The sequence below is a fragment of the Rhodococcus sp. JCM 9793 genome (assembly GCF_055380405.1).
In genome coordinates this window covers 45,097-60,788 of the sequence record NZ_AP043720.1, presented here as the reverse complement: position 1 = coordinate 60,788, position 15,692 = coordinate 45,097, and the positions used below count along the sequence as shown (strand labels likewise).

The window sequence follows — 15,692 nt, the reverse complement described above, 5'->3', positions numbered from 1 at the left end:
AGCAGGTCGATTCCACGTTCGAGCAGTGGTCGCAGGACCCGGTCGGGGAGGTCGTCGTCGACTCTGTGCAGACGTTCACCACCGACACGGCCCCGGCGATCGACACGCAGGTTCGCGATTTCGTGGCGGTCCAGCCGGGCGGTGAGCAGATCATCGAGCAGGTCGACCAGGGGCTCGAGTCGTTCTTCACCGACGCCACCCCGGGATTGGCCGGAAACCTCATCACCAACGCCATCGGCGACGGAATCGCCCAGTTCGGTATCTGAGCCAGAAAGAAAGTGGGCAGCGTCATGAGGAAGCCGAACATCAAGCGGCGGACCCCTCGCCATCCCGCGGTGGTCGACCTTCTCGGTGGCGCACTCACCGCACCTGCGGCGATGCCGTCGACCCTGACCGCCCCGGCGGCATCGGGGCCGGCGGCGTCGCCGCGCGGCGGCCGCGGCCGGTGGCGACCCGGCCGCACCACCGCCGTTGCCGCAGCGGCCGTGGTCGTGGTGGTGGCCGGGACCGTCGCCGTCGGACAGCTCACTGCCGACCACGGCAGTGCCGCCGAGCCGGCCCCGTCGGCGGACACCGCGGACACGGCATCCGGCCCGGTCGACGACAACGGACTGCCGGTACTGAATCTGTCGGACGACACCGAACCCGAACCGGCAGCCGCCACCGCCGATCCGGAGGCGGCCGGCGAATGCCGCGCCGATCGCGGTGACCAGCGCAGCGGGCCGGGTGTGATCGCCGCGTTCAACTACGCGTACTACAACCGCCGTGACGCAGAGGCTGCGCGGGCGTTGGCCACCCCGACGTCGACGGTCACGTCCGCTCCGGAGTTGCAGACGTTCATCGACACGCTCCCGCAGGGCACGAACTACTGCCTGCGCACCGTCGAGCTGTCCGACGGGGTGTTTCTGGTCGATCTGTCGGTCATGCGCCCCGATGTCCCGGTCGAGCGCGGCACCCAGACCGTGACCACCGCGAAGATCGACGGCCGCTGGTACGTCGACGTCTTCAAGTAACCGCACCTCCCCGCGCCTCCGAACACTCTGCGCTCCACCGAAAGGACCACCGGGACATGTCTGCCACCTCACCGCTGCGCCGCGCGGCGCTCGCCGTGCCGGCTCTCGCGTGCGGGCTCGCCGCGCTGACCGCATGCGGCGACCAGCCGCGTGATGCCGCGGCAGTGTCCACCTCGTTCAGCGGCCAGGTGGTCACCGGTACCAGCACCGATCTGGGCAGCATCGTCATCGGTTGGGGAGATGCGCACTCCGACAGCGAGATCACCACCCCGCAGCCCGAGGCTGTTGCCGCGCGGTGCACCGGCCGGGGCGATGACCTGACCGTCGAGATCACTGCTCCACACGGCTGGACTATCCGCGCTGTGTACGGCTCGCCGGTGCTGACGGTGAGCAACACCGATCAGCAGCTCGCGGCCGCCGAGATCGACACCACCGACCCGGTGGTCGCTGCTCCCGTGCCGGTGGATTGGTCCGAGCCTGATCAGCTCGATATCGCCGCGGCTGTCGAAGGCCCGGACGGGTGGAACGCCGAGCACAGCGGCCGGGTGCAGGTCTCGGTGCATGTCGACTGCCGCTGACCCTGTGTACACATCACCTCCCCGGCGGACGTTGTCCTATGCACGTCCACGATCGAGGGGCGACGCACTACGTGAACAGCGGTTATAAGTTTTCCTATACACTGGTGGGTGGGATAGTAGACAGTGTGACGCCAGCAGGAGGTGCGGCATGACGACGATGATGAACCCTGATGAGCAACTCGTCGCCGATCTGGGCCGGGAGAAGGCCCGCGAAACCGCTGCGCACATCGCCTACCTGCGGCATCTGCGCCAGCTCCATGAGCGGGGTTTCACCCAAATGCGCCTGGCCAAGATCGTCGGCGTGAGTCAGCCGACGATCAGCGACATGCTGCGCCGCGCCCGTATCGATGCTCCCGATCTGCGGCGGGGCACGCATGGGGGAACCGCATACGAGATCGCCGCACGCTACGCTGCCGGCGAGATCACACGCGCCGCGATGATGCGCGAACTGACCGACTGGGAGTACGAACGCCCCGCGGAAGCAAATCCGTTCGAATGGGCCGACGACGGAAACCCTGCCACAGAAGGAAGTTTCACCATGCAGGTCGGACGTGCCTTGCGCGACGGGTTCCTCACCGACGAGGACTACGACGCTCTGCTCGAGGCGCTGGCAGATCACTGACCTGTGCTCACTCCCGACGAGATCGAAGACCGCCGTATCTACCTGGCGTCCCTGTCGACCGGAGACGGTCCACTCCAGCCCGATGCGCCCCATGCCACGGTGAACAATCGCCGCTGGTTCCGGCGCATCGACGGCGCCCCGGTGCCCACCAGCGCGCGCCGACGGTTGCACGAGCAGATCCTCGAACAGTGGCGCGCAGCGAACCCGCACGTTGCCCGTGAACGTTCGGCCATTGTGATGGCAGGACCACCCGGTGCCGGCAAGTCCTCGACCCACGAGCATCTCTTCCGTGGCCGTGATCCGCGCCGATGGCGCGAACTCGATGCTGACGTGTTCAAGCGCTACCTCCTCGAAGCAGCCCTCGCTGACGGCACATTCGAGGAGTTGGTGCCGCCGGAGTTGCGCGCAGCGCCGGGGGAGGGCAGCAGGTTCTATCCTTTCGAGTTGTCGGCGCTGGTCCATCGTGAGTCGACCGACTTTCTGTTCGCGGCCGCGCAGCGCGATGCCGTGGCCGACGGCGAGAACCTCATCATCGATGGCACCCTCGCGTGGAAGGGTCACGCCGAGCGGCTGCTCACCCATTTGCAGCAGGCCGGGTACACGATCCACGTTGTCGATGTCGAAGCGCCCCAGCACGTGGCCGCGGAGCGGATCGTGACCAGATGGCGCCACGGATTACTGGGGGCATTGGGTGATCCCGCCGACCCTCCTGCTCGACTCGGTGGTCGATGGGTGCCGGCCACCGCGGTCGATGCGCTGTTCACCGAGTTCCGCGAACCTGATCATCTGCCGCTGCACGGCCGATCTGTCACGCAAGTCAACGCGCTCGAGGTGAGCGAGGCGCATACCGCGGTCGGGTGCTACGACCTGTATCGCACCGAAGATGCGGGCCGCGGCGCTGACCACGTCGAACGTCGTGAGCGATCGGACGCGGACGGCGAACTGTGCGTGACATGGACAGCGGACTCGACTCCGGTCGGGTGACTCACGCTCCGGACACCATCGAGGCATATCCGCGGTTGCCTACATACCCGCGCGTGTGATATCGAGGCGGCGCCACACTGAATGACCTTGCTGCACTTGGGCTTGCTGTGCATGCACGTGAATGTCCTCGTTCGACGGGTTCGGGGCCGGGGCTATCCGTCAGAGAGTTGCACCGTGCATCAGGCTGAGCTCACCGTGAACCGAGGTCGACCTGTCGGCGAGCATTGGCGTCACACCGAAAGTGCTGCCGCGAGGGCTGAGGGTTCTGATTCAGTGCGGACAATCGAGAGTGAGCTGTCGTTCGTGGAAATCGAAGTGCCTGATGGGATACCGGTACAGCTCACCAATGGTCATGTAATCGGTGAAGAACGGGTCCCAGCGCACCGGGAAGAACATTCCCCGCCCCAACGCCTGCTCCGATTCGCGTTGCAGTCGGCGGCTCAGCGCACCGATGACCCGGTCGGCTTTCGTGCCCATCCGGTTCCGGTCAAACACCAGGGCTGCAGCGCATGAACCGTAGTAGTTCACCACGTCAAAAGGCCGCGTACCGGCATCGAGGACCTGGGCGAATCGACGCTCCACTCCGGCGGGCAGCCGGCTGACCATCCGCACCAAGGGCAGCAGCGCCGCCACCACCATGTACCCGAAGACCATGTGGAACAACAGTTGCTCGTTGGTCCACCGCGTCCCCGCCGACCGACTCCGCAACGAGGTGTCGGAAGCATCGGCGAGGAGCCGGTGCAGTTGCACACGGGTGCGTTCGAGCTCGCCGGCGATGGCGGCTCTATCCACCCCTTCGGCGCGGCCCATGATCCACCACCTGTCCAGGGAGCCACGGCACTCGATGGCCGTCGATACCAGACTTCCCCCTCCGGGCGGCCTCCACAACTGCCGGCCGAATTCAGTCTCATGTCGCGAATCGATATAGCGCCCCCGTCGACCCTCGGATGCCACGTCGGACGTACCTGCCGCAGTGGTGCGGATCGCGGTGTCGTGACCGCGTAGCAGCGGCAGCAGCGCGGGATGACGTGCGCCGCTCAGAGATCGAACAGCGAGAATTGGTCCTTCTGTGCTCGACTCTCGGTGTCGGCGAGGTATCGGTCGGCCATGGCCCGGGCGACGGTTTCGTCGCAGCCGAGCTCGGCGGCGACTTCACTCCAGTCGTGTCCGTTGTGCTGGAGTTGCCACGCCAGCTGGTGCAACTGTTCGTCCATGTCCATCAGCGCCGCTCCCGCGGTCGTGTCGGCCGGAACCCGTTCGACGACGCGGGTTCTCATTGAGGCAGATGGTAAACGCGGATGCGGGCATGCGGCGGCAGACACGCCGCCCACCGTCTCGAATCGGCGACGGATCGCACGAGAAAAGGTAAACCCGCCCCCGGAGGGGACGGGCGGTGCGCCTTCCATGGTGTCGACATTGCCCGGCCACGTATGGACGCAGCGCCGGTCAGAGGCCGGTGGGCAGGGTGCGGCGGGATCGGGCGGCGGCGACCACACGATCGGCGACCCGGCCGGCGTCGCGGCCGACACCCCGCAGCGACGCCGACGACAGGCTGCGTTGCCATTCGAGGCCGACATACCCGAGACCGGCGTGGGTGGTCGAGATGCCCTGCCGGTGGAGAGGCCGGTCAGTGCCGTCGAGGCCGGTCAGATACGGCAGGTGCGGGCGGTAACCGGTGGCCAACAGCACCGTGTCAGCGGTGGTGGTGCCGTCGGGCCAGGTGACACGGTCGCCGTCGAGACCGGTGAACAACGGTCGCGGCTGCGGATTGCCGCTCGCCAGGGCGCGGCGGTAACGGCCGGTGTCGAGAACCTGCTGGGTCGGCGGGGTGCGCAGCAGTGGCCCGAGAGGAGCGCGATCGAACCCGGTGACCGTCAACCAATAATGCACATCACGTCCGAAAGGTCGCTGCGGCATGAACTTCGGAGGTCGGCGGCTGGCGAGGGTGACGGAGGCGACCTCGGTGAGTTCGGTGGCGATCTGCACAGCGGAGTTACCGGCACCGACCACGATGATGTTCTGACCGGCCAGCGCAGCAGGCTCGCGGTAGTCGCTGGTGTGCAGCACCGTGCCGCCGAAGGTGTCCAGACCCGGCAGTGGTGGGATATTCGGGGACCCGAAGTAGCCGGTGGCCGCGATCAGGATCGGCGCGGTGACACTATCGCCAGCGGCGGTGTGGGCGGTGTAGACGCCCCGCTCGCAGGTGACGGTCTCGACGCGGGAACCGGTCACGATGTCGACGTCGAGTCCGGCGGCGTAGCGGCGCAGATAGTCGATCACCTCGTCGCGCCGCGGATAGCGGTCCGGATCGCCGGGAAACGCCACGCCCGGTAGGGCGCTGTATTTCGCCGGGGAGAACAGGGTCAGGCTGTCGTAGTAGTGCGGCCACGCCCCGACCGGCTCGTCGCCGGCTTCGAGCAGTCCGGTGCGCAGGCCTCGAGCAGACAGGGCGTGGGCGGCGGCGAGGCCGGACTGGCCACCGCCGACGACGAGAGCGTCATAGTCGGTCATGGTTTTCCTTCGAGGGTGTCGGTGGTGGTCAGGCGCGGCACGGACGCGACCGCGAGGAGCGCGGCGATCACGGCAACGACTGCGAGGACGAGGTAAGCGGTGGCGTAGCTGCCGGTCGCCGACGCCAGGGCGGTTCCCGCCCACGGCGCCAACGCCATCACCACCACGATCGGGGCGGACATCAGCCCCCCGAGCCGGCCGTAGTGGGTCGAGCCCCACCGGTCGGTGATGGCGGTGGCCTGGATCAAGGTGAACAATCCGCGCACCAGTCCCGCGCCGATCGCCGCGCCGATCAACGCAGCGGCCGTGGTCACGACGCCGAGGATCGCGGTGGTCGCCGCAGTCCCGGCCAGGATCACCACGATGCGGCTGCGGACGCTGGTGCGGGCGACCAGGGGCAGGTAGCCGAGACGGCCGAGCACCTGTCCGGCGCCGCCGAGCCCGAGCGTCCACGCCGCCACCGACGGGGAGAAGCCCTGTTCGAGCAGCAACGGCACCAGGTTGAACACCCCGGCGAAGGCGGTGAACGCGCCCAACGCCAAGGCGGCCACCAGTGCGAGGAACGCGGGGCTGCGGGCGATCTCCCGGTGACCCAGGGCTGCGCCGTTCGCCGGTGGGGTCGCGGCGGGCCAGGATCCGCGCAGTCCCCACCAGTGTCCGGGGATGGTGATCGCGGCGAGGATCGCCGCGAGGATCAGGTAGGTGGTGCGCCAGTCCGACTGCTGGTCCACTGCGGAGGTCAAGGGGGCGAAGACGGTGCTGGCCAGTCCCGCGGCGAGGGTCAGGATCATCAGGGCGTGGACGGAGAGGTCGCCGTACCAGCGGGTCAGCGCTGCGAACGCCGGTGGGTAGAGCACCGCGCCCATCGCGGTGCCGGCCAGCAGCCACCCGGCGTAGAACACCGGCAGCGTGGGGGCGAGCGCGATCAGGACCAGCGCGGGGACCGCGAGGACCGAGCCGGCGGTCATGATCGTGCGCGGTCCGACCCGGTCGAGGATGCGCCCGACCGGGATACCGGTGGCCGCGGTGGCGAGCTGCCCGAGCGAGAACGCCGCGGTGATCGACGTGGGCGACCAGCCGGTATCGGCGGATATCGAGACCGACAGGACCGGGAACGCGTAGTACAGGATGCCCCAGCTGGTGATCTCGGTCAGGCACAGCACCGCCAGCACCCGCCGCAGCCCGGCGCCGGTGAGAGCGCCGGGCTGCGGGCGGGTCGACGTGTCGGTCACCGGCGTTATCCGCCGGTGCGGGCGGAGAGAGTGACCAACTCCGGCTCGGGCGCACCGCAGCACCCACCGGCCGCGGCCTCGGTGGCGGTGTCGGCGGCGGGGTCGTCGAACACTCCGGCGCCGCCGCACACTCCCGTCTCGGGCAGGGTCAGCTCGACGCGGGCGGCGGCATCATGATCACCGGCCAGGGCGGCGGCGATGCTGCGGACCTGCTCGTAGCCGGTCATCGCCAGGAACGTCGGGGCCCGCCCGTAGCTCTTCATCCCGACCACATAGAAGCCCGGTTCGGGGTGGGTGAGCTCGGCGGCCCCGTGCGGGTAGACGGTCCCGCACGAGTGCACGTTCGGGTCGATCAACGGGGCGAGCGCGGTCGGGGCCTGCAGCACCGGGTCGAGGTCGAGGCGGATTTCCGAGAGCCACGACAGGTCCGGCCGGAAGCCGGTGGAGGCGATGATCTCGTCGACTGCCTCGATGCGGGCGCCGGTATCGGAGACCAATGCGACCTGACCGTCGGTGGCGGGTTCGACGGCGGCGGTGCGGAACCCGGTGACCACGGTGAGCAACCCGTCGTCGACGGCCTTTTTGGCGCGCAGTCCCAGGGCGCCGCGGGCGGGCAGTTGGTCGTCCTGGCCGCCGCCGAACGCGGCGCCGATCTCGCCGCGGCGCACCGCCCAGGTCAGGCGGGTGCCGGGGGCGGTGCGGGCGAGCTCGGCCAGCGCCACGATTGCGTTGAGTGCCGAGTGGCCGCTGCCGGCGATGACGGTGTGGCGGCCGGCGTAGCGGGTGCGCACCGCATCGTCGCCCAGGTCGGGGACGCGGTAAGTGATCTTCTCGGCTGCGGCGCGTTCCCCGAGGGCGGGCAGGCCTTCGCCGCCGAGCGGGTTGGGAGTGCCCCAGGTGCCGGAGGCATCGAGGACGGCGCGGGCGAGCAGGCGGGTGTCCGTGCCGTCGCGGTGGCGCACGTGCACCGACAGGGGTTCGGTGTCGCGGCCGGCGTCGACGATGCGGTCGCGGCCGCGGCGAGCGATGCCGACGACCTCGTGATCGAGGCGGACCGCGTCACCGAGAGCATCCGCCAGTGGGGTCAGGTACTGCCCGGCCCAGTCCTGGCCGATGGGGTAGGCGTCGTCGTCGGGCGCGGTCCAGCCGGTGGTGTCGAGGAGGCGGCGGGCGGCGGGGTCGATCAGTTCGGCCCAGCGGGAGAAGGTGCGGACGCCGTGCCATTGCGTGATGGCGGCTCCGGCGACATCGCCGCGTTCGAGCACCAGCGGTTCGAGGCCGCGTTCGCGCAGGTGGGCGGCGGCGGCCAGGCCGATCGGTCCCGCTCCGACGACGACGACGGGCAACTCGCTCATGACAGATCCTTTCATCGATGGGTATCGATCTAAGCTGCCGTCAGAGTATCGATGGTCGTCGATGTATGCAACCATCGATGCCGATCGATATAGTGGGGGTATGACAGCACTCGGCCTACCGCTCACGGCGCCCCCCGGCGCGGAGGTGGACCTCGACGCCCTGAGCCCGCAGGACGCGGCCACCTACGCCGGATGGTTCGCCTGCCTGGCCGAACCCACGCGGGTGCGGCTGCTGCACCACGTCGCCGCCCATCCGTCCGGCATCACCGTCGGCGAGCTCGCCGACAGGCTCGGGATCGGCCAGCCCACCATCTCCCATCACGTCCGCAAACTCGCCGACGTCGGCTTCGTCACCACCGGCAAACACGGCACCAGCACCGTGGTGCGGGTCAACCCGAGCTGCTGCAGCGACCTGCCCAGTGCCGCCGACGCGGTCATGGGGGTGCTCACCGCCCGCCCGTGCTGCCCCGAGGACGTCCCGGCCGACGTGGCCGTGCGTCCACTTGCAGGCGGTGACTGGGAGGCGGTGCGCCGCATCTACGCCGAGGGCATCGCCACCGGCGCCGCGACGTTCACCACCGAGGTCCCCAGCCGCGACCACCTCGAGCACCAGTGGTTGCCCGAGCATCGCTGGGTCGCCGAGATCGACGGACAGGTCGTCGGCTGGGCGGCGTTGAGCTCGGTGTCGAACCGTGAGTGCTATCGGGGGGTGGCCGAGAATTCGGTGTATGTCGGCGACGGGATGCGCGGGCGCGGCGTCGGCAAGGCGCTGTTGCGCGCCCAGGTCATCGCCGCCGATCAGGGCGGATTGTGGACGCTGCAGACCTCGATTTTCCCGGAGAACCGGGCCAGTCTCGCGCTGCACCATTCGGCGGGTTTCCGCACCGTGGGGGTGCGCGAACGCATCGGCCGGCTCGACGGCATCTGGCGCGACACGGTGCTGCTCGAACGCCGCTCCGAGACCGTTCCCGCCACCGAAAATCAATGAGAGCGACTCGGGTGGAGATGGACATCGAACTGCTGTACTTCGACGGCTGCCCGAACTGGGAGGAGGCGCGAGGCCGCCTCGCCGAGGCCCTGGCAGCGACCGGCAACGCCGGTACCCCGATCCGGCTGCGCCGTATCGAGACCCCGGAGGCCGCCGAACGCGCGGCCTTCCCTGGATCCCCGACGATCTGGATCGACGGGATCGATCCGTTCGCTCCCACTGACGGGGTCGGGTTGAGCTGCCGCGTCTACCGCACCGTCACCGGACTCGGGGGCGCTCCGAGCGTCGCCGATCTGATCCTCGCGTTGCGGCAGGCCGAAGACCGGTAGGGATTCGGCGTCGGCTTGACCTTCGAGTCGACTCGAGGGTTTACCGTCGCGGAGTGAGCATGATGCTGATCTCCCAGTTCGCCGAACACACCGGGGTCCCGGCCACCACTTTGCCCTTGGGCTTGCCATACCCCGTACCCGTTTGTCACGGGCAGCCCACTCGGCGCGTCCGATCCCGCACACCCGCCACGCGATCGCTTACTGAACGGAAAAGGAATTGAGTCCACTCTGGGCGCAGTCTCGGGGCCGCAGTTGCTGCCGATCGCTGCCTGACACATCGGAATCGGAGAGGACCACGCTGGACAGCGTGGTCACCACTGGATTCCTCTGCAGTTCCGCAGGATCCGGACCAGTGCTCCTCCGGGGTCAGTTCAGCGGATAGAGCATCTGGGCGGTCGCGGCGTAGGCGGTGTCGAAGTCGACGGCGAGCACTGCCTCGACCGGCCCGACCACCGCGTGCTGCTCCCAGGCCTGGCCGGTGCGGCTACGCCAGGCAGTGCCGGTGGTGTCGATACCCCACAACGAGCCGTCCCGCGCCGCGGACAACAGCGCCAGCGGTGGGGCGTCGGGCACCACCGTGAAGGTGTGTCCGGCGTCGGTGCTGTGTTGCAGCCCGGCGGTGGTGGCCGCCCACACCCCGGCATCGGTGACAGCGAGGGCGGCCGCGGCCATCGGGGCACCCGCGGTCCAGCTGCTGCCGCCGTCGGTGGAGACCAGCAATCCGGTGACGCCATCGAATCCGACCAGCAACTCACCGTCTGTAGCCAGGGCGTGAAAGTCCACCTCGCCGGTCAAGGATTTCGGTATCCAGGTGCGGCCGCCATCGGCGCTGTCGATCAGCCCCAACGGATTCGGCGCCGAACTCGACGGTCCCGGATGCCCGGACGCGAAGAGGCGGTCAGTTCCCGGAGCGCCGGTCAGTCCCATGAAGTCGTCGTCGGAGACGCCGACGCGGCTGGTGCGCCCGCTGTCGGCGATCTCGACGAGGCCGGTGTGGGTGCCAGCCAGCACCGCACCGCCGGAATCGAGGTGCAGACCGTGCAGATGGTCGAGGGCCGGTTCCAACGCTGTGCCGGGCACCTCCGATGCCAGGGTGGACGAATCCGCATCCGCTGGGGTTGTGGATTGTTCGCCGGTCGCGCAACCGGCGAGCACAGCCACCGCAGCAACAGGCACCAGGACACGCGCCCACCGGCGCAGGAGAAAACTCGACATGAGAAGCAGAAACTCGTTTCGGATCGATCGGGCGGCGGTTCAGGTACGAGCCAGGCGGGTGGGGTCGAGGTCGAGGCGGCGCAACAGCTGGGCGTTGAGCGCCACGACGATGGTGGAGACCGACATCAAAATCGCGGCGACCGCTGGGGAGATCGCGACCCCGGCGAAGGCCAGCACCCCGGCGGCAAGTGGAACGGCGATGACGTTGTAACCGGTCGCCCACACCAGGTTCTGCCACATCTTGCGGTAGCTGGCATGCGAGAGCTCGATGATCGACAGCACCGCCCGCGGATCGTTCGCCGCCAGCACGACCCCGGCGGATTCGATGGCCACATCGGTACCGGCACCGATCGCGACACCGACATCGGCCCGAGCCAACGCCGGGGCGTCATTGACACCGTCGCCAACCATCGCCACCGTGTGCCCACGATTCTGCAGTTCGGTGACCTTGGCGTCCTTGTGCTCGGGCAGCACCTCAGCGAACACCTCGTCGATCCCGAGATCGGCGGCCACCGCGTCGGCGACCTGCCGCGCATCGCCGGTGATCATCGCGACCTTCACCCCACGGGCATGCAGCGCGTCGATCGCCTGACGCGATTCCTCGCGCACGGCGTCCTCGAGCGCCACGGCCCCGAGGACGCGGTCCCCTTCGGCGACGTGCAACACCGAGGCCCCCCGCGCCACCCACTGCTGAGTCACTGCGGTGACGTCGGCGGGCACCGCCAACCGCAGATCGCTGAGCATCGCCGGGCCGCCGACCGTCACCTCGGTGCCGGCGACAAGCGCACGCACCCCGCGGCCGGGCAACGACCGGAAATCGGTAGCAGCGGCGCGCTCGGTGGCCGGCACCCGCTCGTCGGCGGCGGCGACGATGGCCCGGGCGACGGGGTGTTCGCTGTCGGATTCGACCGCCGCCGCCAGCGCGAGCAGGTGTTCTTCGGTGATCCCGTGGGCGGCGACGCCGGTGACCTGGTGTCGGCCCTGGGTCAGGGTGCCGGTCTTGTCGAACAGGACCACGTCGACGGTGCGCATGCGTTCGAGCGCGAGCCGGTCCTTGACCAGCACCCCGGATCTGGCGGCGCGTTCGGTGGAGATCGCGATCACCAGCGGGATCGCCAACCCGAGGGCGTGGGGGCAGGCGATGACGAGCACGGTGACGGTGCGCACCACCGCTTCGTCGAGGTTGCCGAGCAACGCCCATATCGCGAAGGTGAGGATGCCGGCGAGGGTGGCAAAGTAGAACAGGAACGCCGCGGCCTTGTCTGCCAGCGCCTGGGCACGGGACGAGGAGGCCTGGGCGTCGGCGACCATCCGCTGGATCCCGGCCAGGGCCGTGTTCTCGCCGACCGCAGTGATCCGCACCCGCAGCGCGCTGTCGGTCGCGACCGTGCCGGCAACCACGGTGTCGCCTACCTGCCGGGTGACCGCCTTGGATTCGCCGGTGATCATCGATTCGTCGACCTCGGCGCGGCCGTCGGTGACGGTGCCGTCGGCGGGCACCCGCGCCCCGGCGCGCACCAGCACCAGATCCCCGAGTTCGAGTTCCTGCAGCGGAACGTCGGCGGTACCGGTCTCGGTGATCTTCTCCGCGGTGTCCGGCAGCATCGCGGCGAGTGCGTCGAGGGCGCCCGACGCCGAGCCGAGGGCACGCATTTCGAGCCAGTGCCCGAGCAGCATGATCACGATCAGCAGCGCGAGCTCCCACCAGAAGTCCAGGTCGAACCCGCCGAGACCCAAGGTGGTGACCCAGGAGGCGAGGAACGCGACGCTGATCGCCATGGCGATCAGCAGCATCATCCCGGGACGGCGGGTTTTGAGCTCGGCCCAGCCTCCGGTGAGGAACGGGGTGCCGCCGTAGACGAAGATCACCGTGCCCAGTACCGGGGGAATCCACATGGCGCCGGGGAAGTCCGGCATGGTGTAGCCGAGCAGGTCGGCGACCATGTGGCTGAAGAACACCACCGGTATCGCCAGCACCAGCGACACCCAGAACCGGCGGCGGAACATCTCCCCGTGTGCGCCGTGCCCCGCGTGCCGATCGTGCCCGGTGTGCTCACCCGGCCCGGCGTGCGCATCATGCTCGTCGGGGGGCGGGCTCTGGACGTCGGCGCCGTGATTGTGTCCGGCGGGCGCCGGGTCCGGGTGGGGGTGTCCGTGCTGCGGGTGCGACATCGAAAGCCTCCTGGGATGGCGGACGGGCCGAGAGGAACCGTGCGAGGGTGCTCTACAGGGTGGTCAGCAGCTCACGCATCGTCTCGATCTCCTGCTGCTGGGTGTCGACGATGGTGCGGGCCATCTCTACCGCCTCGGGGAACTGTCCGTCCTCGATCTCGGTCTGCGCCATGTCGACTGCGCCTTCGTGGTGGGCGATCATCTGCTCGAGGAACAGGCGAGCGGCGTCGGCGCCCTGCGCCTCGGACAGCGCCTGCATGTCCTCCTCGCTCATCATCCCTTCCATCTGCATCCCCTCCATACCGTCCATGCCCTCGTCCATGTCCATGCCGGGCATGTCGTTGTTGCCGGTCTCGGGCATCTCGGTGGGCTCGCCCCACTGCGCGAGCCAGGATTCGAGCTGTGCGATCTCCGGGCCTTGAGCGGCCTTGATCTGCTCGGCCAGGGCGGTCACGTCCGCGGGGATGTCCTGCTTGTCCAGCAGAATGTCGCTCATCTCGATGGCCTGACTGTGGTGCGGCAGCATCATCTGCGCGAACATCACGTCGGCGTCGTTGTGCGCGGCGGCCTCGTCTGCGGCGGTGGTGGTGGTGGCCGAGGTCGTGGCGGGCGAGGTGGCGACGGTGGTGTCGGTGTCGGTCCCGGTGTCGCTGCATGCCGCCGCGGCGAACACCACCGCGAGCGCCATCGCGCCGACGGCGAGAGTCTTCTTGTTCATGGGATATGTTCCTTTCTCGAACGGTCATAGACCACCGTGAATCCGGCGACCAGTCACGGCCGGTCGGCGTGCTGGGATCAGGCCAGGTAGGACACGGTGGTCATCATCCCGGCTTCCTGGTGATACGCGTTGTGGCAGTGCAGCGCCCACTGGCCGGGATTGTCGGTGTCGAATTCGATCTCCACGGTGCGCATCGGCCCGATCGTGACGGTGTCCTTGCGCAGGCCGGTGTCGGTGAGCGCGAAGGTGTGTCCGTGCAGGTGCATCGGATGGAACATGTCCGACATGTTCCGCATCCGCATCCGCATCCGCACCCGCTGCCCTTCGGCCACGTTCAGCGGCGGGATGTCGGGGTGGGCGCGGCCGTTGAGAGTCCACCGGTACGGCGACATGGTCCCGCCCATGTCCACGCTGTGAAACACATCGTGCTCCCTCTCGAGCAGGCGCACATACTCCCGAGGCGCCAGATCGGTGCCGAGCAACACCTGCCGGTCCAGCTCGCCGGGCCGCGACTGTGCGGGCAGCGCGCCGGCGGCGGTGCGCACCAGGGCCTGTCCGTGCCCGGTCTTGCCTTCGGCCTGCGCGAACAGGGGAAAGACGCCGTCGCCGAGGGTGACGAGCACATCGACGCGTTCGCCCATCCCGATCAGCAGGGCGTCGGTGTCCTGCGGCACGACGGGGAAGCCGTCGGTGTGGGTGACGGTCATCCGGTGCCCGCCGAGGGCGACGCGGAAGGCGGTGTCGGCGCCGGCGTTGATGAACCGGATCCGTGCCCGCTGCCCGGGTGTCGCGGTGAACACGATCGGGTCCTCCGGGACCCGGCCGCCGACCAGGAAATGCGGGTAGCTCACGTCCCCGGCGCCGCCGAGCAGCGGGGAGAGCATCGTCTCCTCACCCATGTCCATGCCGTCCATGTCCATGGCGCCGTGGTCCATCCCGCCCATCCCGCCGTCGCTGCTGTCACCGGTGGCGGCGGCGCCGATGCCCAGGTCGCGGGCCACGTCGTCGGGGGTGCGGCCGGTGCCGTCGAGCCAGTCGTCGAGCACCACGATCCACTCGTGGTCGTAGTCGCCGGGCTCGTTCGGATCATCGATGACCAGGGGCCCGTACAGGCCGCGGTCGAGCTGCAGCCCGGAATGCGAATGGTAGAAGTACGTGCCCGCATCCGGGACGGTGAACTCGTAGGTGAACCGGCCACCGGCGGTGATGGGGTCCTGGGTCAGCCCGGGTACCCCGTCCATGTCGTTGCTCAGCGCCAGCCCGTGCCAGTGCACGCTCGTCTCGACCGGCAGCCGGTTGTCGACCTCGACCCGCAGCAGATCCCCGGCGCGGGCGCGGAGCAACGGCCCGGGCAGACTCTGGTCGTACCCCCAGGTCGACACGACACGTCCGCCGAGGTCCACCTGGACCGGGCGCGGCGTCAACCGGGCCGTGACCACCTGCTGGCCGCCCGGGCGGCGGCGAGCCTGCTCGACGCGGCGCACCAGAGTCGACGAGGGTTGCACGGGGGCGCCGGTCGGCGAGCCTGATCCGGAGCAGGCGGCCAGGACTCCGGTGTCGGCGAGCAGCGAGCCGAGCACGAAAGCCCGGCGGGTCACGCTAGCCACGGCCCTGCGCCTGCCTGAATTCGGGCGTGCCGGTGGTCTGTGTCAGCACCTGTCGGCGGGCCACGAATTCGTCGGAGTCGATGTCGCCGCGGGCGAACCGCGCTTCGAGCAGTCGCAGTGGTTCGGTCTCCTGCGCGGTGCCGGCTGGCCCGTTGGCGCGGTCGGTGCGGAACATCATGGCCACCAGGTAGATCACCACCGCCCAGAACGCGAACATGCACACGGCCATGACGATCCATCCGGTCCAGGTCAGCTCACCTGCCCAGCCCATCATGGTCGCCTCCTTTCCCAAAGTTCGTGTCTTCAGCCTGGCGCGTGTACCCCCCGATTCGTGTGGAGGTCGTATGAAGATTTGCTCAAGAAGCCCC

At 69.0% G+C, this 15,692-nt stretch carries 16 protein-coding genes and 1 pseudogene; 7 read left to right on the top strand and 10 right to left on the bottom strand.

Translation table 11 applies throughout. The features are described from left to right. The 5 genes and pseudogenes from ACZ46K_RS02100 to ACZ46K_RS02080 all read left to right on the top strand — a co-directional run. Positions 1–266: pseudogene (locus tag ACZ46K_RS02100) on the top strand (insoluble domain protein); the annotation flags it as partial. A gap of 24 nt (positions 267–290) precedes the next feature. Then, positions 291–1,013: a DUF8176 domain-containing protein gene (locus tag ACZ46K_RS02095; protein WP_464743577.1), complete on the top strand. Its 723-nt coding sequence runs from the start codon at positions 291–293 to the stop codon at positions 1,011–1,013. A 56-nt stretch (positions 1,014–1,069) separates the two neighbouring features. Then, positions 1,070–1,591, top strand: coding sequence for a hypothetical protein (locus ACZ46K_RS02090; RefSeq protein ID WP_330136754.1), 522 nt, complete (start codon positions 1,070–1,072; stop codon positions 1,589–1,591). 148 nt (positions 1,592–1,739) lie between these two features. Further along, a complete protein-coding gene (locus ACZ46K_RS02085; protein ID WP_330136755.1) occupies positions 1,740–2,213 on the top strand; it encodes a helix-turn-helix transcriptional regulator in 474 nt (157 codons plus the stop codon). 3 nt (positions 2,214–2,216) lie between these two features. After that, positions 2,217–3,197 (top strand): zeta toxin family protein, encoded by a 981-nt coding sequence (locus tag ACZ46K_RS02080; RefSeq protein WP_054807688.1) that lies wholly within the window; start codon positions 2,217–2,219, stop codon positions 3,195–3,197. A 270-nt stretch (positions 3,198–3,467) separates the two neighbouring features. Here the strand turns inward: ACZ46K_RS02080 and ACZ46K_RS02075 are convergent, their stop codons facing one another. From ACZ46K_RS02075 to ACZ46K_RS02055, 5 genes are all read right to left on the bottom strand, one after another. Then, a complete protein-coding gene (locus tag ACZ46K_RS02075) occupies positions 3,468–4,007 on the bottom strand; it encodes a DinB family protein (protein ID WP_054810809.1) in 540 nt (179 codons plus the stop codon). A gap of 227 nt (positions 4,008–4,234) precedes the next feature. Beyond that, the gene (locus ACZ46K_RS02070) at positions 4,235–4,474 is read right to left on the bottom strand and encodes a hypothetical protein (protein WP_330136756.1); all 240 of its coding nucleotides are present in this window, start codon (positions 4,472–4,474) and stop codon (positions 4,235–4,237) included. Between the two features lie 169 nt (positions 4,475–4,643). Beyond that, a complete protein-coding gene (locus ACZ46K_RS02065; RefSeq protein WP_330136757.1) occupies positions 4,644–5,708 on the bottom strand; it encodes a flavin-containing monooxygenase in 1,065 nt (354 codons plus the stop codon). After that, positions 5,705–6,940 carry an MFS transporter gene (locus ACZ46K_RS02060; protein WP_464743575.1) on the bottom strand — a complete coding sequence of 412 codons (1,236 nt, stop codon included), beginning with the start codon at positions 6,938–6,940 and terminating at the stop codon, positions 5,705–5,707. Before ACZ46K_RS02060 ends, ACZ46K_RS02065 begins: the two co-directional genes overlap by 4 nt. A gap of 5 nt (positions 6,941–6,945) precedes the next feature. Then, positions 6,946–8,295: an FAD-dependent oxidoreductase gene (locus tag ACZ46K_RS02055; RefSeq protein ID WP_464743573.1), complete on the bottom strand. Its 1,350-nt coding sequence runs from the start codon at positions 8,293–8,295 to the stop codon at positions 6,946–6,948. Positions 8,296–8,395: 100 nt separating this feature from the next. Here ACZ46K_RS02055 and ACZ46K_RS02050 point away from each other — a divergent pair, with 100 nt between their 5' ends. Then, the gene (locus tag ACZ46K_RS02050) at positions 8,396–9,283 is read left to right on the top strand and encodes a helix-turn-helix domain-containing GNAT family N-acetyltransferase (RefSeq protein WP_330137278.1); all 888 of its coding nucleotides are present in this window, start codon (positions 8,396–8,398) and stop codon (positions 9,281–9,283) included. After that, positions 9,280–9,612, top strand: a complete 333-nt coding sequence (locus tag ACZ46K_RS02045; RefSeq protein WP_330137277.1) for a thioredoxin family protein — start codon at positions 9,280–9,282, stop codon at positions 9,610–9,612. The genes ACZ46K_RS02050 and ACZ46K_RS02045 overlap by 4 nt, the downstream gene beginning before the upstream one ends. A 366-nt stretch (positions 9,613–9,978) precedes the next feature. On the opposite strand, the gene ACZ46K_RS02040 is transcribed toward ACZ46K_RS02045, so the two are convergent. The 5 genes from ACZ46K_RS02040 to ACZ46K_RS02020 form a co-directional block, all read right to left on the bottom strand. Then, positions 9,979–10,827, bottom strand: a complete 849-nt coding sequence (locus ACZ46K_RS02040; protein ID WP_054807697.1) for a F510_1955 family glycosylhydrolase — start codon at positions 10,825–10,827, stop codon at positions 9,979–9,981. Between the two features lie 39 nt (positions 10,828–10,866). Beyond that, the gene (locus ACZ46K_RS02035) at positions 10,867–12,999 is read right to left on the bottom strand and encodes a copper-translocating P-type ATPase (RefSeq protein ID WP_464743571.1); all 2,133 of its coding nucleotides are present in this window, start codon (positions 12,997–12,999) and stop codon (positions 10,867–10,869) included. Between the two features lie 52 nt (positions 13,000–13,051). Further along, the gene (locus ACZ46K_RS02030; protein ID WP_054807709.1) at positions 13,052–13,717 is read right to left on the bottom strand and encodes a DUF305 domain-containing protein; all 666 of its coding nucleotides are present in this window, start codon (positions 13,715–13,717) and stop codon (positions 13,052–13,054) included. Positions 13,718–13,794: 77 nt separating this feature from the next. Then, positions 13,795–15,324, bottom strand: coding sequence for a multicopper oxidase family protein (locus tag ACZ46K_RS02025; RefSeq protein WP_464743569.1), 1,530 nt, complete (start codon positions 15,322–15,324; stop codon positions 13,795–13,797). After that, positions 15,317–15,598 (bottom strand): SHOCT domain-containing protein, encoded by a 282-nt coding sequence (locus ACZ46K_RS02020; RefSeq protein WP_054807804.1) that lies wholly within the window; start codon positions 15,596–15,598, stop codon positions 15,317–15,319. Before ACZ46K_RS02020 ends, ACZ46K_RS02025 begins: the two co-directional genes overlap by 8 nt. Positions 15,599–15,692: the final 94 nt, after the last annotated feature.